This window comes from Melioribacter sulfuriphilus (assembly GCF_052656625.1).
In genome coordinates this window covers 22,478-42,916 of sequence record NZ_JBQXXK010000003.1, presented here as the reverse complement: position 1 = coordinate 42,916, position 20,439 = coordinate 22,478, and the positions used below count along the sequence as shown (strand labels likewise).

The 20,439-nt window shown below is 37.0% G+C and carries 14 protein-coding genes; all 14 read right to left on the bottom strand.

Annotated elements, in window-relative coordinates:
• Positions 1-34: 34 nt before the first annotated feature.
• Positions 35-3,022 carry a TonB-dependent receptor gene (locus ACUN8G_RS03910; RefSeq protein WP_437345819.1) on the bottom strand — a complete coding sequence of 996 codons (2,988 nt, stop codon included), beginning with the start codon at positions 3,020-3,022 and terminating at the stop codon, positions 35-37.
• Between the two features lie 240 nt (positions 3,023-3,262).
• Positions 3,263-4,480 carry a glycoside hydrolase family 27 protein gene (locus tag ACUN8G_RS03905; RefSeq protein WP_437345818.1) on the bottom strand — a complete coding sequence of 406 codons (1,218 nt, stop codon included), beginning with the start codon at positions 4,478-4,480 and terminating at the stop codon, positions 3,263-3,265.
• A gap of 12 nt (positions 4,481-4,492) precedes the next feature.
• Positions 4,493-6,310, bottom strand: a complete 1,818-nt coding sequence (locus ACUN8G_RS03900) for a peptidase U32 family protein (RefSeq protein ID WP_437345817.1) — start codon at positions 6,308-6,310, stop codon at positions 4,493-4,495.
• On the bottom strand, positions 6,307-6,936 hold the full coding sequence (gene can / locus ACUN8G_RS03895; RefSeq protein WP_437345816.1) for a carbonate dehydratase: 630 nt from the start codon (positions 6,934-6,936) through the stop codon (positions 6,307-6,309). Before can ends, ACUN8G_RS03900 begins: the two co-directional genes overlap by 4 nt.
• 7 nt (positions 6,937-6,943) lie before the next feature.
• Positions 6,944-7,852 (bottom strand): DUF58 domain-containing protein, encoded by a 909-nt coding sequence (locus tag ACUN8G_RS03890; RefSeq protein WP_445480899.1) that lies wholly within the window; start codon positions 7,850-7,852, stop codon positions 6,944-6,946.
• A 1-nt stretch (position 7,853) separates the two neighbouring features.
• Entirely contained in the window at positions 7,854-8,351 is a 498-nt protein-coding gene (locus tag ACUN8G_RS03885) for a tetratricopeptide repeat protein (RefSeq protein WP_437345814.1), read from the bottom strand.
• A gap of 57 nt (positions 8,352-8,408) precedes the next feature.
• Complete coding sequence (gene hydE / locus ACUN8G_RS03880; protein ID WP_437345813.1) at positions 8,409-9,452, bottom strand: [FeFe] hydrogenase H-cluster radical SAM maturase HydE; 1,044 nt, start codon at positions 9,450-9,452, stop codon at positions 8,409-8,411.
• Positions 9,453-9,477: 25 nt separating this feature from the next.
• Positions 9,478-10,869 (bottom strand): [FeFe] hydrogenase H-cluster radical SAM maturase HydG, encoded by a 1,392-nt coding sequence (hydG, locus tag ACUN8G_RS03875; RefSeq protein WP_437345812.1) that lies wholly within the window; start codon positions 10,867-10,869, stop codon positions 9,478-9,480.
• Positions 10,870-11,008: 139 nt separating this feature from the next.
• Entirely contained in the window at positions 11,009-11,950 is a 942-nt protein-coding gene (locus tag ACUN8G_RS03870; protein ID WP_437345811.1) for a S66 peptidase family protein, read from the bottom strand.
• 101 nt (positions 11,951-12,051) lie between these two features.
• The gene (locus ACUN8G_RS03865) at positions 12,052-13,092 is read right to left on the bottom strand and encodes a glycoside hydrolase family 26 protein (RefSeq protein WP_437345810.1); all 1,041 of its coding nucleotides are present in this window, start codon (positions 13,090-13,092) and stop codon (positions 12,052-12,054) included.
• Positions 13,093-13,104: 12 nt separating this feature from the next.
• Complete coding sequence (locus ACUN8G_RS03860) at positions 13,105-14,037, bottom strand: glycoside hydrolase family 88 protein (RefSeq protein WP_437345809.1); 933 nt, start codon at positions 14,035-14,037, stop codon at positions 13,105-13,107.
• Between the two features lie 205 nt (positions 14,038-14,242).
• A complete protein-coding gene (locus tag ACUN8G_RS03855; RefSeq protein ID WP_437345808.1) occupies positions 14,243-15,349 on the bottom strand; it encodes a glycoside hydrolase family 5 protein in 1,107 nt (368 codons plus the stop codon).
• A gap of 13 nt (positions 15,350-15,362) precedes the next feature.
• Positions 15,363-17,768, bottom strand: a complete 2,406-nt coding sequence (locus ACUN8G_RS03850; RefSeq protein WP_437345807.1) for a glycoside hydrolase family 9 protein — start codon at positions 17,766-17,768, stop codon at positions 15,363-15,365.
• 81 nt (positions 17,769-17,849) lie between these two features.
• Positions 17,850-20,390, bottom strand: coding sequence for a T9SS type A sorting domain-containing protein (locus tag ACUN8G_RS03845; RefSeq protein WP_437345806.1), 2,541 nt, complete (start codon positions 20,388-20,390; stop codon positions 17,850-17,852).
• Positions 20,391-20,439 lie beyond the last annotated feature (49 nt).

The window sequence follows — 20,439 nt, the reverse complement described above, 5'->3', positions numbered from 1 at the left end:
TATTAAGTAAATACTGAGTTTAACTCAGTTAAAACTATAATTCCAGCCATATGCCTGCTTCAACTGTAATACCGTATCGTTCTGCAGAACGAGGTATTTTATAACCGTCTTCTCTGTTTTCGAGTAAGTTTTCTTCTTTAATATTAGTCAGGTTATTAATATTACAGAGCACGGTTATGTTGTCTGTAATTTTTTGTTTTAATACAAGGTCTAAGCGAGTAAATGCACCTACAATTCTGTCGGAACGTCCACTGGGTGAATATGTTCGATAGTATTCGGATTGATGGAAAAGAGACAAACGCCCCGAGAATCCACCAATATCATATCCGATGGAAATGTTTCCAAAAAATTCGGGTTGACTTTCAAGACGCTGTTTGTATGAAGTAACTATTACCTCATATTTCGGCAGCGGAATTCCAAGAATTGGATCAGTTACATAAGTAGTATCTCGTTCTGAACCAATAAGAGATGTTTCGGATTTTACCATCGAGAAGTTATAACCTAATACAACATTTTTCAGTAACCCAGGCAACCAGGTAAAGTTAATTTGATGTTCGACTTCAAAGCCCCATACTTTTGAATTATCAGGAGAATTATAAGGGACATATAAATTGTAATTTCCTTTGTGGGGAGAACTCCATTTCAGACCGAGAGCATGAATTAAAGTATCACCTACTGTTGAGATACCATTTAACATATGATACATATCTTCGATTTGCTTATAGAAAGCAGATACTGAAAAGAGACCAATACGGTTGCCGTAGAATGAAGTATTTATTTCGAAGTTCCATGCCTTGGCAGTCTTAAGCAATGGATTGCCAAGAATCAAAATTCTGTCTCCGCCTGTTTCAGCTTCTCTCCAAGCAAAAAACGATAATAATCTCATATTAAAATCGGGACGGGCAAGAGCACGGTATGCAGCAAGCCTAACATTAATAAAATCGGTTACCGCTATATTTAAATGTAAATGCGGAAGGAGAATTGTCTCTTTGTAAGTAGAATTTGTATCTCTTGTAGAACCTACTGGAATCGGGAACCCGCCTATCTGACGCGGAGAATATTTGTTTGTGTAGTCATGACTTTCTTGCTCGATTCTTGCCCCTACAATAAACGTAACCGTTCTGCCAATTTTAAGAGTATTCATAGCATAGCCAGACGAAACAGTTTCTGTAATATCGTAAGTATTTGCTTCGGAGGATGGATCATTATGATATTCAGGATTTGTGCCTGCTTGATTGATTCCATTCTTGTTGAGTGCATACCATTGTCTCAATTTATCCCTATTAATCAAGGGATTCATATTAAAATCGTCCAGAATAATTTTCGAATTAGGAGCTGGATCCAGAAAATCGTTAAACGAAACTGTTCCAATATTTGGGTTTGCTAAATAGCTTTGATAAAAATCTTCGAAATAAGTACCTGTAAAGTTTTTCGGGACAATGGAACCGTCCTCCAGCTTTTCGTATGCACGCCAGTATCCTAAGTAATAAGGCGAGTAGGTTTTAGAATTTACATTCGTTCTATTTTTTGAACGATACTTTGCGCCGGCTTTAAATGTCCCAGTTATAGCTTTAGTTACAGTATAATCTCTCGTCATATCCAAGAATGCAGTAATTTCTTTTTCTGCATTATCTTGAGTATAATAATAGGCCTCGCTGAGAGTTGCCGCTCTGAAATTATTGTAAGCATAGTTTGTAAGCACTTCGGGATTTGATTTAATTATTGGAGCGCTCATCATACCGGAGGATCCAGCGCTGGAAGGTTCAACGAAACGAATTTCATAATCATAGGGATAGTAGGCTTTCGACCGTGCATATGACAAGCCCCAATTGGTATTCATTCCGAATAAATTATTTTCGCCGGTTAACGCGCTGCTGAAGAGATCGATTGTTTGTTCTCTGTCTCTAAAGATATACGAAACCGAGGCAGCAGTTACAGGATAATTTCTTGAATGAATTAAATAATCTCTCGTGGTTGAACTAAAAGTAGTGTTGAGTTTAATATTACCTTCATCAGGTGTATTAACATCAATTATCAACCCGGCACCTTTTCTAAGTCTAATTTCATCTGTAAATTCTAAATCGAGATCACTTATGAAATAATCGGATTGATTTTCTCCTGTTGTCGTATAGCTGATATCGATACTCTCGTTGCTTCGAATCTTTCTTTCGATATTTCCGTTAACCTGAAGACCAAGTAAATTTCCGAAAAAGCGCTCACCATATTTAAGGCTGAAATCATACTGTCCGAAGGAATCCATTATCCCATTATAGCCACCTTTCGAAACAAACCTTAAGTCTCTTATTTCTGGAGCTTTTTTAGTTACCAGATTAATACTCCCGGCAATGGCGTCGGCATCTTTATCAGGCGTTAAAGCTTTATAGAGTTCAATTCCAGCAAGAGAACTTTGTGAAATAGTACTTAAATCAAGACCGCGTTCAAGAGCGTCGGTAGAAGGAAGCCTTACACCGTCGACTGTAACGTTTAAATATTTGCCTGAAAGACCTCGTAATATAACCTTGTTAGCCTCGCCACCTGAACGAATTAAAGAAACACCAGGTAATCTGCCAATTGATTCCGCCGCATTAGCATCGGGCAATTCCTGTATCTTTTCTTCTGAAACTACATTAATGATTGTATTGGATGAAATTTGCTGGTTGATCGCCGCCACCTGTCCAACAGCCTGTGCGGTAATTGTTATTTCGGTTCCTTCAATCACATCAGCAACTAACGGAACGTCGAGAACAAGTGTTCGATTATTTTGAATTGTCACCCTAAGAACTTTTGGTTTGTAACCAACATATGAAATTTTAACATCGTAAGTACCTGCCGGTATTCTGGAGATATGATATTCTCCCTCAATATTAGTGGCACTTCCGAGTGAAGTTCCCATCAGAAATACATTTGCACCTATCAACGGCTCAGCTGTTGCTGAATCCGTAACAACACCCTTCAAATTTCCCTGTGCATATAAATTACCTATGATAAAAAGTAGAGTTATTGTGCGACTTAAAAATTTCATGGGTACCTCAATTAAATATTATGACTGTTAAGTTAATGTTTACTTAATTGCTAACTTAAATTCCCCAAAAAAAATTTCATTGTCAAGAAAAAAATTGACGCTTGTTTGATTTTAATTTATTATAATTTTGAAGTGAGCAATAATAAGTTGTGTAGCGCTCACACTATTTCGTGTATGACTGCCCCAAACTAAATCCTGTTATTTTATTGTTCTTAATTTAGTTCGGGACAGTCATTCTTATTATTTTACCAGTCTGAGCATTAGTACATCGTGAGATGGTACGACTACCTTCAAGGGTTGTTTTGTCGTACCTATGAATTCATGTTTCCATAAATCTTTCAAGCGATAAGATTTATTTTTCGTGTCGAGTTCCCGCTTATTCAATTCATCGAATACTTTTTCGTTCTGCCAATCGAAAACAATTTCTTTATCTATTTTATGGCGGTTCAAAATACACATAGCCCATTCATCGTTAACAAGCGGCTTAAACCAAATTTCAACACTATCGAGAGAAGAATATTTAAATCCTTGAATTCCAAGTGAATCCTGATCTACTGCAATGGCCTCTTTGTTAGTAAGTATTTCGAGAGTTTCATCCGACATATTCCTGATATCGTTGCCTGCAATTAAAGGTGCAGCAAGCATACACCACATTGAAAAGTGAGCCCTGTCTTCGTTGATGCTCATCCCATTACCAACTTCAAGCATATCCGGATCGTTCCAGTGGTCAGGACCGGCGTATTGCCTCAAACCTTTCTGCATATCGAGAATATACATTACTCCCCACGATTTCCAGGTGCCATGATCGACAACACAATCAAAACAATTGGTGATATCACCCGTTGTACGCCAGAGATGACCTACATCTTTTCCCCATTCCCATGGCTGATTGTTCCCCCATTCACAAATGCTCAACACCATCGGTCTCCCCGCTGCACGAATTGCATCTCGCATGGTCATATAAGCACCTTCTGCACAGAGACCTTCAGTATTGCACCAGTCATATTTTAAATAATCGATGCCCCATTTTGCATAAGTGAGCGCATCCTGATATTCATACCCCCTGCTTCCAGGTCTTCCCCCGCATGTTTTAAAACCAGCACATGAATAAATACCAATCTTTAAACCTTTCGAATGAATATAATCCGCAAGGGCTTTAATTCCCGACGGAAACCTTACAGGATCGGGATGGATAAATCCGAGACTATCCCTTTCGCCATGCCAGCAATCATCTAAATTAATATAAACGTAACCGGCGTCTTTCATTCCCGACTCAACCATTGCATCTGCAACCTCTCTAATAAGGTTTTCATCAATATCACATGCAAACCTGTTCCAGCTATTCCAGCCCATCGGAGGAGTAAGCGCAAGTCCTTCATATTTTTGAGAGAACAAATTGCTGTTTCCCAAAAACAAGATTATAATAAACAGGCTTAAGATTGCTTTTTGGTTTTTCATAAAGTTCTCCTCTTATTCTTTTATATAGAGTTCCATCATGCAATTTTTGCAATCGAACTTCAATTCGAATTTCCCGTTTCTGTTTCTTAAGTAATAACGCTCTGAAACATTTTTCCCAGTTTTTTTACATAAACCGATTTCGTCCAGAATGCAATACCTGGAAACCATTAATGGTTTTCTGCTAAATTCTTTAGTATAATCCAATCCCCACTCGATCTTTTCTACTCCGCACTTACGATAAAAATTCTCGGCAAGTTTATTAATAACATTCTCACTGTAATCAATTTCTTTTTTAAAATAATTTGTATAGCGGGGTTTGAAGTAAGAAGTTCGATTTTTCTTGTGATATTCCTTTCTAATTTCTGTCAGTTCTTCAAGTAGATCCCTTCTAAAGCCGTTAATTTGCGAAACTGTAAGAAACGATATTTCATTTTGATCGATTTGCACCTGTTTTACGTTATAAATTGTATTTCCTGTTTTTGAAAATTGTTTTTTCAGCAAATCGATGAATTCAGTTTCTTTTTGTGGTGGAACGGAATTAATTTGATATTCCTTTCTTACAAAAATGCCGTCCTCGCATACGGCTTTAATTGATATTGTATTTTTATCGAAGGAAACATACAAAGAGATATCGATTTTACGTTCTGTTTTTCTATCAAGTTGTTTTTCTAATCCTCTGTTGTAATTTCTAAAAACTTTTGTATTCTCGTGAATCACAAAATCACCGTCATAATAAATCGAATCGTTTGCCATTTTATTTACATAAAAACCACGAAGATTTCCGTTGCTATCAAAAAAGCAGAGCCCATCTCCCGTAGAAATCTCAATATCGGTATCAAGTTTAACAAATCCTTTTCCTGATTTTTTAACTTTTCCAATAAATTCGCCTATCGATTTTGGTGAGTTAATCGAGGCTAAAGGTGCATTTTTTCCATTAATAAAAAGACTGGTAAAACCACGATTAAAAGATTTTTCCAGCTCAGGTACAAAATTAATTTTAGATTTACCGACTGAAGCTCTTGCAATTTCAGTGGCGCCGTTTATCAATTCATCGAGCTGCTTACGATAAAAAGACGTCACGTTTTTAACATAATTGACGTCTTTAAGTCTGCCTTCAATTTTAAAAGAAGTAATCCCTACTTCGATTAACTCTTTTAGATATTCTGTTAAGTTCAGATCTTTTAACGAAAGGAGGTATTTATCTTTTATTATCGGTTTTTCATTTTCATCAAGAAGGTCAAATGCCATACGGCAGAATTGAGCGCACTCGCCTCTGTTTCCACTTCGATCGAAAAGCGCTTTACTTATATAGCATCGACCACTAAAACTTACACAAAGAGAGCCATGTACGAAAAATTCGAGTTCTGCATTTGTGACCTGGCGAATTTTTTTAATTTGTTCTAACGACAATTCTCTTGCAAGAATTATTCGGTCCACTCCTATGCTATCGATAAAACGAATTCTATTAAGAGAATAATTATCAGTTTGCGTAGAAGCAATTAGTTTTACAGGAGGAAGTTCAAGTTCGAGGAGAGCAAAATCCTGAAAAATGATTCCGTCGATTCCTGCATCAAACAAAGCAAATAATAATTTTCTTACTTCATCGATTTCTTCGTCATAAATGAGAGTGTTAACAGTCGCATAAACATTCACCCCGTAAGGATGGGCATAATCTGTCAAGCGTTTAATATCATCAATCGAATTACCAGCTGTTTTACGAGCACCAAATTTAGGGGCACCAATATAAACTGCATCTGCACCACAATCGACTGCCGCAATGCCTATTTCCAAATTACCTGCAGGAGCCAGTAACTCAATCTTCTTTTTCATATTATTTTTTTTCTTTTTGCTTCTGACATGCTTGATATCGATACATTTAGATCTTGCAGAAGCCCATCTTTTAATGAATAGATAACACCATGTACACTGAGGTTCTTCTTTTCTTTCCACCTCTTTTGAATTATCGATGTACCGCATAAGTTTCTGACCTGTTCAATAACATTTAAGCGGCACATCATATCAATCCGATCTTCAGGATTTTTTACTTCCTTAAACATATCTTGATTAAATCGATATACGTCTTTAATATGTCTCAGCCAGTTGTCGATCAGTCCATGTTCTTTCGACTCCATTGCAGCTTTAACACCCCCGCATCCATAGTGTCCACAAACAATTATATGTTCCACATTCAAAATTTCGACTGCATACTGAATAACCGATAAGCAATTCAGATCTGTATGAATTACCATATTTGCAATGTTACGGTGTACAAATACCTCGCCGGGCATTAACCCGATAATTTGATTAGCAGGCACTCTACTGTCAGAACATCCAATCCACAAATATTTCGGATTCTGCTGATGCGATAATTTTTCAAAAAATTCCGGATCTTTATTTTTAATTGACTGTGACCATTTTCTGTTTTGAGCAAACAATTTTTTTAATGCGGGGTTCATATACCTCCTAAAACATTTTTTCCCTTTTTCTGAAATAACTGAATAATGCTTTTTCAAAATTTTCGTTTGTCATGATCAAGTTATATTCGATCCCATAATTGAGCATCTCATTCTTTAGTTTATCGATAAAACCGGCAACCGATTCTGAATAAACTTTTCTGATGTGATACGGTTGCGACGATAATTCTTCGTTTGTTTCCAGGTCAACAAAGAGAGCATCCTTATCAAAATCGAAGTCGATTTCCGTCGGGTCGAGTAGATGGAAAAGGATAACTTCGTTTTTTCTGAGCTTAATTTTTTTGATTGCTTTGGCTATATTCTCTACATCGTCGAAGAAATCGGAAATTACAATTGTCAAGCCCCTTTTTTTTATCTTTTCGGTTACTTGACTCAAACATTCGGTTGTATTGGTAGTTCCTGCTGTCTCTATTCCAGCAAGAGAGAGTAATATTTTTTTTAAATGCATTCTGTTGGATTTAGGAGAAAGATAATTGTGAATCTTGTTAGAATAAATCGTAAGAGCCACAGCGTCTTTCTGGTTAATCATAATATAACTCAAAGCCGAAGCAAGCGTAACGGCATAATCTAATTTAGTAACTGGTGCATCATGCCTGAACTTCATCGAATTGCTCACATCCAGAAAAATATTACAAATTAAATTTGTCTCTTCTTCATACTGTTTTATATAAAATTTGTCGCTCTTGGCATAAACTTTCCAGTCAATATCGCGAACTGAATCACCCTGCATATAAGGTCGATGTTGACTGAATTCAACGCTGAATCCATGATAAGGACTTCGGTGGAGTCCAACCATAAAACCCTCAACTACAGCCTTTGCTCTCAGCTCAAGGTTTTTAATTTTAGTAACGATTTCTGGCTGCAGGTATGAAACTATGTCTTTCGATTTAATATACATCTCATTGACTTTTAAGTCTTTGTTCAAGCAATTTATCGGGAGAAACTCCGAGATATTCCAGCTCAAGTTTAACTGATGTGGCCATCTCGCTGTCAGGGTAACGTTTCAGAAATTCTTCGTATGTTTTTCTTGCAGAGCTTGTATCGTTCAACTCATTAGCTTCGATATATCCCGCTATGAATAAAGCTTTTTGCGCCTCTGGAGTGTCTGGATATTCCGTAGAAAGTCTTTTATAATAGATTACAGCATTTTTAAGGGATTCAATTTTATTGTTCTCATTTATCAAATTCATTTGATAAATTTTGGCAATCTCAAGGAGGGCTTTTGGTGCAAGCTTGCTGTCTGAATGTTCATCGAGCAATTTTTTGTATTGATTTATTGCCCCATGATAGTCATTCTTTTTAACCAGTTCGACTGCTTTACTGAACATTTCGGTATCGCTTTCTGAACTGCAAGCGATAATAAATGCAGAGAATAAGATTATGATTATCTTGCGCATAAATATCCCGATTTTTGCTTTCTAATATACAATATTAATCGAATAATAGACGTGAAATCAGTTTGACTGTTTGAAGAGTTTGAGCGAGTCGCCCCTCGAATTGGAAACCTTTCTGCCAATCGATTCGATTTGTAATTGCAGGCAGGAACGACAATCATCTGGATCGTCATTGACGCATTTTCGATTGGCATAGATTTGATAATTTTCTCTATAGGGAGAAGGTGTAAAATCGGGCATGATCACATTTGCGCCAACTTTAAGCCCTTTTATTCTGCCGTCTTCATCGAGTGTTGCAAGAGCAGTTGTAGCGGGAATATGAACATCTTTTAGTACAATCCTGGCAATAGCCATCGTTTTGAGTGTAAGTAAAACATCACCGGGTTTTTTATTCTGCCACGGAGTACCAGGAGCAGGAACAAACGGGCCAAATGCAGCCATGTCAAGCTCATATTCTTTGCAGAGAAGAATATCGTCTGCAATATCTGCGAGAGTCTGATTGGGCAGTCCAATCATGTTTCCCGAACCGACTTGATAACCGATCTCTTTCAAAAAGCGAATATGTTCCAGCCGTTCGCTCAATTTTTGATTTTCATGGTATGCTGCATACAATTTGGGATTTGCCGTTTCGTGCTTTATTAAATAGCGGTCGGCACCAGCAATTTTCCATGTTTTGTATTCTTCAAAATCACGTTCTCCCAGACTCAATGTGATTGCAACATCAGCTTTTTGTTTAATTGAATAAATTATATAGGCTATTTTATCCGTATCGTAAAAACTATCCTCTCCCGATTGTAGCACAATCGTAAAAATTCCTTTATTTATAAACTTATGTGCTACTTCGACCACTTCGTCGGGTGCCATGCGATACCTGGTAATACTCTTATTACTTTTACGCAACCCGCAATAGAGGCAATCCTGTTGACAGTAATTTGAAAAATCAATAATTCCTCTCAGATGAATTTCGTCACCGCAGTAGATTCTGCGTACTTCATCTGCCCGATTGAACAACAGTTCAATCTCTTCTTTATTGGATAAACCGAGAAGATATATAATTTCCTGCCGGTTAAGATTATCTTTGTTCAATAACTCATTAATGTCCATAATCAAGGAGCTTATATTTTAGTTATTAGAAAAATACATCGCGTTCGCCTGCATCAACTCGCTCGACCATTTTCAATGTTTTATTTTTGGTTGGCTCTTCCAGTTTTTCAATTTCCTTGAGGAGAAAATCAAGAGCAACTTTTTTAGTTTCTTCCGAGGCGTAGTCGAGTAAATATTCCTTGAAAGTTGAAATTGCATTTGGCGAACAAAGTTTTCCAATATTGCCTGTTTTAGCAAGTTGCATAAATCGATCACCGGTGCGTGAGGATCTGTAACATGCTGTGCAAAAACTTGGGAGGTATCCTAATTGACAGCAGTCGCGCACTACTTCGTCCAGAGAGCGGTGGTCTCCTAATTGAAATTGCTCCATCTGGTGTTCTTCCAAACTTTCTTGCGATTCTTTATACGCACCTGGTGAAGTGCGGCTACCTGCACTTATTTGTGAAACGCCAAGGTTGAACAATTCTCTCCTTAATTCCGGGCGCTCACGAGTTGACAAAATAATTCCCGTATAAGGTACGGCCAGTCGAATTACTGCAACAAGTTTTTTGAACGATAAATCGTCTACGGCAAAAGGAGGATTTTCCGAAATGGGAGCATTTAGTGCCGGTTCAAGACGTGGCACTGAAATGGTATGGGGACCAATACCGTATCTTTCATCAAGATTAAAAGCATGACTTAGAATTCCAAGGGTTTCAAACTTATAATTCGTAAGACCAAATAATGCTCCGATTCCAACGTCGTCAATGCCAGCCTGTAAAGCTCTGTCCATTGAATATAATCTCCACGCAAAATCGCGCTTCGGTCCATCAGGATGCATTTTTATGTAAGTTTGATAATGATATGTCTCTTGAAAACACTGATAAGTTCCTATTCCAAAACTCTTTAAAGTTTTGAATTCATCCACCGTGAGAGGTGCAACATTAACATTAATTCTTCTGATATTTCCGCCATTAATATTAACTTTATACATCGTATCGATAGCTTTACCCACAAAATCGAGTCCCGGTTTTTTCGGATGTTCACCTGCAACGAGTAAAATTCTCTTATGCCCCTGTTTAACCAAAAATTCTGTTTCTTCTCGTATTTCTTCGAGGGTTAACGTTTTCCTTTTTAATTCTTTGTTATCTCGACGAAATGCGCAATAGAGACAATTGTTAACACAAACATTTGTTATATAGAGAGGAGCAAACAATACCAGTCTATTTCCATAAATTTTTTCCTTAACCTCTTTTGCTGTATGAAACAATTCTTCGAGTATCTCATTATCTTCGATATTTAGGAGAGCAGCACTTTCTCTGAGACTCAATCCTTTTGCATCTTTTGCTTTTTCGATAATTTCACGTTGATAGGATTGGTCATTAAGTCTTTTGTCCTCAATTAAAGAATAAATATATTCTTCATTAATGAATTCCATACTGCCTCAATAAAATTGTGTAATTTTAATAAAACAATAAGTATACCAGAACTGAAATTAGTACGTAAATGAATTAAAAAGGAAGGTTTTTCTTAAAAAAGAGAAATATTTAAGGCAATATTCTATAATTACGATAAAATCAGACAACGCCGTTTTCGGGTATTTCGATAAATCCTTTAGAACCGTTAACAATACATTGCAATCCAAAGGGAATGGTAATATTGTCTTTAATGTGTCCATGCTTGAAGTTGTAAATGACAGGCACTTCCATTTTTTCGAAATATTCGAGAATAACTTCATTAAGCGTAAAAGAAGCTTTACTCATATCGGTTTCATAACAATCAACAAACCTTCCCAAGATTACTGCCTGCGCATTAGTAAAAAGTTTTGCTAGACGAATCTGGTTGAACATTCTGTCAATTTTATACGGCGGTTCGTTAATTTCTTCGAAGATTAAAACTGGAGACTTAAGTTTAGGTAAATATTCTGTTCCAATAAGAGACGTAAAAATACTAAGATTTCCTCCGATTAAATTTCCTGCTCCGCGGCCATTACGGAGCACAAAAAATCTTTCACCAGAAGGATTTTTAAGTCGACCGATTTTTTTATTTGACGTAAGCGTACGCCAGAAAATTTCTTCTGTGAATTCACTTATCTGATCATGAAAATCAACTGCAACCATTGGTCCTGCAAACGTAACAAGACCACATTTTTTCAAAAAAGCCAGTTGAAGTGCATTAATGTCGCTGTAACCGACAAAAATTTTGGGATTTCGTTTAATTAAATTATAATTGATTTTATCGAGAAGGCGAGTAGAACCGTAACCACCACGTATTGAAAAAATTGCTTTAATATCCTTTTTTTCGAACATATAATGCAAATCTTCGAGGCGCTGCTCGTCTGTTCCTGCTAAATAGCCCTTCTTCAATCCGACATTTTTACCTACCTCGACACGATATCCGATGCTTTCAAGATAACTAACTCCTTTATTGATTTTATTCAGGTCGTCAGGCGAAGAAGCAGGCGATATTAATCCAATAACATCACCTGCCTTTAATCTTGCAGGCTTAAGCAATCTCATTAAGACTTTTTATTTTTTTCATAAGCTTATTACAATATAAAAAAAGTATGTCCTTTGGCAAAACCTATTTCGTTATACTTTGCTCTTATAAAATGATTTTTTTATTTCAGTAAAGGGTAATGAATTTTTATAGTATCAATATTCGTCCAAGGCAATTCATCAAGAGTAATAACTTTTTCATCGTGATAAATTTCAAGAAATTGAGGATTTGATTGAATACCGCTGTATGGGTCGCTCCAATGCATAAACCAGACCCAGCGCGGTTGAGCTTCCAATATATCACTTGAAGGAAGTGCTCCAACCTCGCCTAATGCAATAGGTTTATTCTTAGCCAGTTCGAGCAATTCTTCGTAATTCTCCTGATTAAATCCTTCTGAATAGACGTCAGTAGCAAGGATATCTACCACATCGTCGCCGGGGTAATATTCAGCATAAGAGTCGACTCCAGGTTTTACTTCATTTGCATTAAAGACCCAGAGCAAATTATTCAGCTTATGAAAATTAACAAGTCTATCAAAAAGCATGCGATAAAGTTTTTTATAACCATTTTCTCCTCCTTTTTTTCCCCACCAGAACCATCCACCATTCATTTCGTGATAAGGTCTCCAGAGCACAGGTACCCCAGCATATTTAAGTTGTTTAAGAAACCATGCAATTACATCAACCTGAGATTTCCATCTTTGGTTTAATTCCGTACCATCCGTTATCAGTTCATTCCATTCTTCATCGGACAACTGACTTTGAATAGCCGAACTAAAATCAACCGGTTCATCCATATTTGGAGGCACAGCATGCCACATTAAAGTAATAATAAAGCCCTCGTGATATCGTTTTATTGCTTCGTCAACAATTTGTTGTCTGTAATTAATTCCGTCCCATGAACCAGGCTCGCTGAATCCAAAATCCTGTCCAAATAGAGCAGGGTATTTTCCAGTTGTTTTGTGAACTGCAGGCAATCTTAAAGAGCCGAGCAATGGTACAGAATGTTGGCCAGCCAGCGTAAATTTTCCTGAGATCGAGTAGAGGTAATTAAGCAATTTGACTGCTTCGGGAGAAGCATCTGGAGTTACTGGCAAAATCTTGATATCCTGCGCCATAACAGTCAGTGTTAAGCAAAACAGTAAAAATATTTTTTTCAACATATTTACTCCGCATTAGTTAATATATGCTGCTTCCATTAAAATAAAGAAAGCCTGCCCTTCTGTAGCTGTACCCGGGTGATTAAAATCTGGCGAACCACATACACCTTGAATTAGACCGTACTTATCAAATTTCGAATGAGCTGCTTTCCTCATCAATTCAGCCTTTTCAAGATATGAACTATCGAGCCATCCTCCTTTTACTCCTTTGAAAATCGAATATGACAACATTTGAGATAAATTGGTTTCTACAAACGAATTATTGTCATCTACTATATTATAAAATAAGCCGTCGTCACGCATATACTTTAAGCAGCCGTCGAGTAAATTTTTCAGTCGGTTTATTAATAACTGCTTTTCATTTGTCATCGATTCGGGAAGTTTTGGAATAACTCTCGTAAAACCTGCCGCTGTCCAACCATTTCCAACTCCCCAGAATTCTTTCCTTGCAAATTGATTTTTCTCGAAATCCCACATATGCGACAACAGTTTTTTTTCGTCATTCCACAAAACATGCCAGACTCCGTTTATTTGTTTCATTGCCTCTTGATATTTTCCTGCGACAACCAAAAATGGCGGCAACATGTAATTAATATCACTCCAGACCTGAGGTACATTTGTAAAATGATAAATAATTCCGTCTTTATTCCTTGGAGCATCATTTAAAATATAATTCAAGAGTTTGTTAAATCCTTCATATAAATTATCATCCCCTGTTTTTCTGGCTGCCCAAAGAAGAGCTTCGCCTGGCGAAGCGGCATCGCTCAGCGCAAATTCTTCTCCTAACATTGCCAGTCTACCGTCAGCACTCTGTCTTACGACTGCCTCTTTTGCCATTAGAATCACAAGTTCTTCTTCTCCATATTCAAGTAAAGCTTGCATTGCCACACCTTGCTCCCATGGGGCTCTTTGCATTGTCAGCATTGCAAGTATGGCTTTCTCGATCATATTAGTGCTCTTATCAAAAATTGTTTTTTCTTTTGTCGCGTTATTTAATAATTTTCCCCGAACGATACCCGAACTAACTAATCCAAAAGGAAGAATACTTAAAAATTGTTTTCTATTCATTCTCAAATGCGATTTTTACTATTAAATAAAATGCCTATTTTGTATTAATAAAATAAGTTATCTATCTTATTTCGCATTTATTATATCAAAAATATTTTTTGACTAATTCGAGCATTTTACGGTCTAATTTATGTCCTTTATAATTTTCATATTTAACATCATTTCTTCGACTGTTTAATATGCCGAAGTCTCCTTTTAAATTCCACATTGCATGCCCCCAACCGACCTCTTTCCATAGGGATAAAACATCTTCCATCCATCTGAGACATACATCGTGTGGAGTTTTATTGTAGCAACCCCATTCGCCAACGTGAACGAGCGTACCTTTCTCCACTGCTGGCAGCCACGAATCGATTAATTTTGCTCTTAAAGCTTCTTTGTCCCATATCTTTCCATTATCCGCTTTCAGTGGCCAGGTGGGAGGATTAAAAGTTTCAAATTCGTCTTCTGGAACCCATGTAGCTGTATAATGACTCAAACTCATCGGATCATATCCTCTTGTGCTTTGCATTGGTACAATACCAATAAGTTCCATCACAGGATACCGCCCAATTTCTCTACCATCGGCTATAATAAATCTATCAGGATCTTCTTCCCTTATCCCATCAACTAAGGCCTTAACAATATTTACATATCTTTCCACATTGGTATTTTTAGGTGGCTCGTTAATTAAGTCAAAACTAAGTTGTGAATTTGAAATTCCTTTATAGCGTCTTGCAAGAAATTTCCAGTGATAAACGGCAGCATTAAGAGCTTTTTCCATATTTTCAGGAGAATCTTCAAACAAATCATACGGTTCTAAATTTCTTCCATTAATACAATAGCCTGGTATTCGATGTAAATTGAGATTTATGTGAATTTTATACTGGCGCCCAAACTCAATTAATTCATCGATATCTTCAAATACATCTTCGTTTATTTCATACCAATTATCTTTTGATGCCCAGTTCCAGTAGGACATAGGAATTCTTGCGAAATTGAATCCCCATTCGGCCATTATTTCAAAGTCTTCTTCATTAAATTTTCTGCGGGGTCCCTCGCCGCTTGTTTTTTCTGTCAAATTAAAACCGATATAGCGAGGAATTGAAAGTTTATCTTTTTTATTTGCATATGAAAATGATAGTGGTAAACCACTTAAAAGACTGCTTGCTCCTAAAACTCCACTAAGTTTAATAAATTCTCTCCTGTCCATATTGATTTCCTTATTATTTGTTCAATATATGGTCGGCTGCCAATGCCAAAAGAATATAATCGACTGTTCCTCCGCCAAGAACATATTCCGTCTGCTGCCATAAATAGGGCCATACTTTTAGTTCAGGGAGATCGGGACGTATGAGAGCTGTTCCACTTCCAATTCCACCGGGTATATATGACCAGTCGGCACGATTAAAACCATATGCCGTTGTCAATGAATTAATTCCGACTCCCGACACAAAGGAGGCATTATTTTTACCGGGGTGCACACCTAAGATAAAGTTCAATGCATTTAAAAAGTAATCTGGCTTAAATAACTGCGGAAAATAAAGATTAAGAAATAATTGTGAAACTCCGAAGGCTTGAATTCCCCATCCTGCCCCCCAAATATATGGTTTATAAGGAACACCAAAGGGATTTTCTTTTTGAGATTCTACAACATGATTATAAAATTTAACAACACTATTTTCTATCTCATTTTGAAATTCAGCATCAAAAATTTCTTTTATTCTTCCTATTACAATTGTATGAGAATAAATATTTTTTAGTAATTCAAAACGATTTTCCAATAATAGATTTTTATATCTTTCGTCTTTGGTAGATAAATAGAGCTCGGCCGCAGCATTGAGCTTTTCTGAATTAAAATTCGAAGTATCTTTTTCGAATAATTCTTTGGCAATCTTCAAGCATTTTTGTGAAAGTTCATCATTAAAATTCTTCATTGTTCGATAAGCAGTAGCAAGTGCTTGAACTGTTAGCATTTCATGTTCAGTATTTTTTTCGGTAAAGACCCAACGATCATCTTCATCAGGTAGATTATTAGTCATATTTACAGGATCACCAAGTAAAACATACTGTCTTAAATCTCGACATATAATTCCACGGTACAATCTGCCCAACGATTCGTATGAATTTACAATCGAAAGCAAACCATGTTCAATTTGTTGAAGGAGATCGTTCTTGCCGTCGGGGATATGGATTTCGACAATTTGATTTTTTTGATCAATCGTTGTAACGTCTATCTCTGGATGGAATATTTCATAAGCTAAAGATAACTTATAAACTGTTTCCGATTGCGATTCTATTCTCAGGTCAAAATCTCCCGCGTCGTGCCATCCACCTTTGTTCAGTCCAGGCACGTGCGTACCGGAGTTAAAGTTTGTCATAGTAGATTCAGGCTGAATATATCCATCAAAATGGTTATAATTAACTGGAGCCATAACTGCATCATCGATATGACATCGGCCATGCCATACACGATAATTTTCATTTACTCTCATATGACACATTTGCACAGGAAGAAAATATTCAATTGTAGGCTGCCAGATATAACTGGAATAAATATTTCTATCAATTCGGAATTGGTTGCTAATAATCTGGAGATTGTTTTCGTTATAAACAATTTGATATAAGCCCTCTTTGTCTAAATCGCTGAAATCCCACGTAAAATATTTATAACGCAAGAATTCACCCCAGAAATCAGGAACTATCTTGTCTCTTAAAATAACTACCGTATCTTTATCAATCCTTTCAAGACGTAAATTGCCTTTCCAGCTAAAATTTTTGTCGGTTTCAATTACTGCCAATTTTTTCTGTACAGGATGGTAGCCCAGTTGCGAAACTTTGACGACTGGTGTGTAGTGCCATGTAGTATCAATTGTAGGAGTAATAATCCAGCGAAGCGCTTCATTCTTATTATCTGCATTAATTCTTGACCTTAAAATAAACCATCCATTATTATGATTTATTCTACCATCATAAATTTCTATATCAGTGGTAAGACTTTTAATAGAAATTTTGCTTTTCGTATCAGCGTCCAGTACAACTTCACGACACCTGGTCAAAGGAGTATGAAGAGAAAATAATGGATCTTTTGGGAAAGCAACAGGTTTTCCATCTGCCATGAAAAATTTACCAAAGAAGTAGCCTGGAAAAAGTTCTAAATTAAAACCAATTTTATCCATCCATTCATCAGGAATGGGGTCATCAATTACAACTGTAACAAGTATTGAACGATTCTCGTTAATTAGTTCAGTATTGATTTTGTATTTTAATTTCAAGTCGGGATAGACAATTGGATTAAATCCCTTACGGTTTTTAGACGAATCGGGATACCAGAGTTCGACACTAATTACCTGGTTTACCCTGTCGATTGTTTTATTACCCATTTTGGGTACAGGCGACCATTGCCCTGGTGTTGCTTCAAGACGCAAATCACCATTAGCAGCAATTCTTTCATCATTTTTTATAATTGTTATGCCGCCTTGATGTCCTTCGGGATAAAAGTCATCAAATACTGTAAGGTTAAAACCGGGTGCTTCATAATAATTTTTTTGATTTAGGAATAATTTGCTCGATTGAGCTGATAACTGAGTTATTAAAAATAAATAAAGGATTAATAAATTTTTTGTTTGCATGAGGTTTAATCGACTTATGTGCATAAATAAAAGACAGCCGGCAAAAACCGGCTGTCTGAAGATAATGAAATGAGAATCAAATTACTTGAGCAGGATCATTTTCTTAAATGTTTTGAAATTCCCTGCTTCGATACCGTAGAAGTAAATTCCTGAAGCCAGATTTGAAGCATTGAAATGGACAATGTGTTGACCTGCAGTCATTGGACCATTGACCAGAGTAGCCACTCTTTGACCAAGAAGATTGTAGACTGTTAATTTGACCATTTCGGGTTTAGCAAGTGTAAATCTAATTGAAGTTGTGGGATTAAATGGATTCGGGAAGTTTTGTTCGAGAGCATAACCCGTAGGAATTTCATTTTCGTTGACAGATGTAATAGTAACTTTCAATAATTGTATCTTATCAAGATTAATATTGCTGGCAGAAATAGCTACCTGGTGAGAACCCTGTGTTAATTCGAAACTGTCAGTTAATAATGCTAAGCCAGTTGAATCGTCTTTGCTTTCAAATGCAAGTGTAGCGATATCAGCACCATCGACTTTTAGAGTACCATTTTGCGTACCTGAGTAATTCTGATAAAGAATATTTAATGCATAGGTACCATTAGCTGGAGCATCGACATTAAACGTAACTGTGCCGTTTGAATTCATTGCAACCGACCTAAACCCACTTGGTACCCAAGCTGCACCTTCGACCTGAGGTGTTACGAGGTCGTAGGTAGCATCAGGAATGCGCAGTTGAACTACAGGAGTATTGGTTCCGGCAGGTATGACATCAATACCAGCAAAATTTTGATAGCCCCAAGAGGATTCAATGCGTATTGTATTATGTCCTGCGGGCAAAGTTAAGGCACCGGCTTCGAGAATTTCTTCTTGTTTTATCAATGTCCATACCCATTCATTTGGATTAAATTTGCCATACCAAATATTAGCTTGCTGTTCTAAAGGACTCCAAATATATTCACCCCATCCCATCGGATCATGAATACTAACGCCATTTACTATAATTCTTTGGCCTCTTGTTCCATTGCCGCGTAAATTAGTCCATATATTCAAATCATATTGACCAGCTTCTGCTAGTTCAAAATCCCACTGAATATACCCGCCGCCATCCATTTGGAAGTAAGCAAATCCCTGCACTTCTTTAATTTCTGCGTCGCCAGATAATGTGGCATTTTCAGCTTCGTATTCAGCTAAGGGTTCATACTCAACAACAGGACCTGCCATAGCTTCTATTTGAGCAATATATTGATCTTTGTTTTGTTCAAATATTTCCTTTTTATCGGGGAACCAATTCAGATCGCCCAACGGTAAACCATCAGTACTTGCTGTCATTAATGCTGCATCAGTATATGAAAAGTTTTCGGGAAGTGGCCAACTGGGACAAACATTGCATACTTCTCCAGTTATATTATCGATAGGTAATTTCCAGAAATATTCCTTGGCAGGTAGAGTGTTGGAACGAATATCCTTAATGTTTTGAATCATATCGTTAATAATTTCAGGTGTATATGTTCCGATATTCGGCATATTGCTCAACCAGACAGTGTCTTTAATTACCATATTTTCATAAACGTCAAAATAATCTTCCTTTGTCATTGGTCCAGCAAAAGGTTGCGCAACGATTGTATCTCCGTAATAAGCAGCAAAAGCAGGGTCACGCCATGCATATGCATTTGAAAATAAAATACGACGTCCTTGTTCAGGGCCATATTTTGTGGGTAAGGCGCCAACACTGAAAATCGATGCCGGAATTGTACGAGGATCGCGCCCTGTTGCAGTAATATCAGCATGACCTTCACCATGCCAGAATGGATTAATAAAGAGGTTATTTGTAAAGTATGCTTCTTTCCACCAGTTACCTGCATTTAATGCACGGCCCATATTCACAATTGTATTGTGGTTGAATCTGATATAATTTGCAGCGCCACCTTCGAGCTGAAAAACAGTCATATTAATATTAAAGAAAGTATTGTTTTCGACTATCACTGTATCCTGGTCTGCCCAAATTGACACACCGCGCCCTTGCCATTGCTGATCGGCCGGGTGACCTTGTATATTCCTGAAAACACAATTAGTAATAAAGATATCATTATTTTTTCCTGTAAATGCTATAGGAGCAAAATTTGTGCGTTCGAAAATACAACCGTCAAACACAAATCTTGAATCGTTGGCATCAAGTTGAATTGGTTGATAGTAGGTCTGAGAACCAAATTCGTCGCAACCAATAACATAAATATTTTTCATTGTAAGAGAAGCGCTCGGTTGCATCAAGCGATCGGCATGTGTTCCGTCTGATCTTCCTACTAATTGTAATACAGGAGGATTATCAAATTCTGTAGACCCTCCTTTTTCACCAACCAGTCTAAGATGAAAGTCAGAATAAGTGATTTTTTCAGAAATCCAGTAGAATCCCCCGCGTAATAATTTGTAAACACGTCCTTCAGGACGGTTTGTATCGTTTTCTATGGCATTTCGAAGAGCATCCGTCATTACTTCACCCGTAACCGGGTCCTGCCATTCTACGACTAATGTATCCCCCGCTTGAGCACTGGCTTTTTCAACAGGCAATACGAAAACAGCAAAGAGCAGTGCTAATATTAGAAAACGGTAATTGAACTTCATATACTCCTCCACTTATTGGTTTGATTTAAGTTTACTTATGTGATTAACC

Excerpts from the sequence above, each read along its gene's own strand:
- ACUN8G_RS03910 (WP_437345819.1), bottom strand. The coding sequence starts at position 3,022 with ATGAAATTTTTAAGTCGCACAATAACTCTACTTTTTATCATAGGTAAT.
- ACUN8G_RS03905 (WP_437345818.1), bottom strand. The coding sequence starts at position 4,480 with ATGAAAAACCAAAAAGCAATCTTAAGCCTGTTTATTATAATCTTGTTT.
- ACUN8G_RS03900 (WP_437345817.1), bottom strand. The coding sequence starts at position 6,310 with ATGAAAAAGAAGATTGAGTTACTGGCTCCTGCAGGTAATTTGGAAATA.
- can (WP_437345816.1), bottom strand. The coding sequence starts at position 6,936 with ATGAACCCCGCATTAAAAAAATTGTTTGCTCAAAACAGAAAATGGTCA.
- ACUN8G_RS03890 (WP_445480899.1), bottom strand. The coding sequence starts at position 7,852 with ATGTATATTAAATCGAAAGACATAGTTTCATACCTGCAGCCAGAAATC.
- ACUN8G_RS03885 (WP_437345814.1), bottom strand. The coding sequence starts at position 8,351 with ATGCGCAAGATAATCATAATCTTATTCTCTGCATTTATTATCGCTTGC.
- hydE (WP_437345813.1), bottom strand. The coding sequence starts at position 9,452 with ATGGACATTAATGAGTTATTGAACAAAGATAATCTTAACCGGCAGGAA.
- hydG (WP_437345812.1), bottom strand. The coding sequence starts at position 10,869 with ATGGAATTCATTAATGAAGAATATATTTATTCTTTAATTGAGGACAAA.
- ACUN8G_RS03870 (WP_437345811.1), bottom strand. The coding sequence starts at position 11,950 with ATGAGATTGCTTAAGCCTGCAAGATTAAAGGCAGGTGATGTTATTGGA.
- ACUN8G_RS03865 (WP_437345810.1), bottom strand. The coding sequence starts at position 13,092 with ATGTTGAAAAAAATATTTTTACTGTTTTGCTTAACACTGACTGTTATG.
- ACUN8G_RS03860 (WP_437345809.1), bottom strand. The coding sequence starts at position 14,037 with ATGATCGAGAAAGCCATACTTGCAATGCTGACAATGCAAAGAGCCCCA.
- ACUN8G_RS03855 (WP_437345808.1), bottom strand. The coding sequence starts at position 15,349 with ATGGACAGGAGAGAATTTATTAAACTTAGTGGAGTTTTAGGAGCAAGC.
- ACUN8G_RS03850 (WP_437345807.1), bottom strand. The coding sequence starts at position 17,768 with ATGCAAACAAAAAATTTATTAATCCTTTATTTATTTTTAATAACTCAG.
- ACUN8G_RS03845 (WP_437345806.1), bottom strand. The coding sequence starts at position 20,390 with ATGAAGTTCAATTACCGTTTTCTAATATTAGCACTGCTCTTTGCTGTT.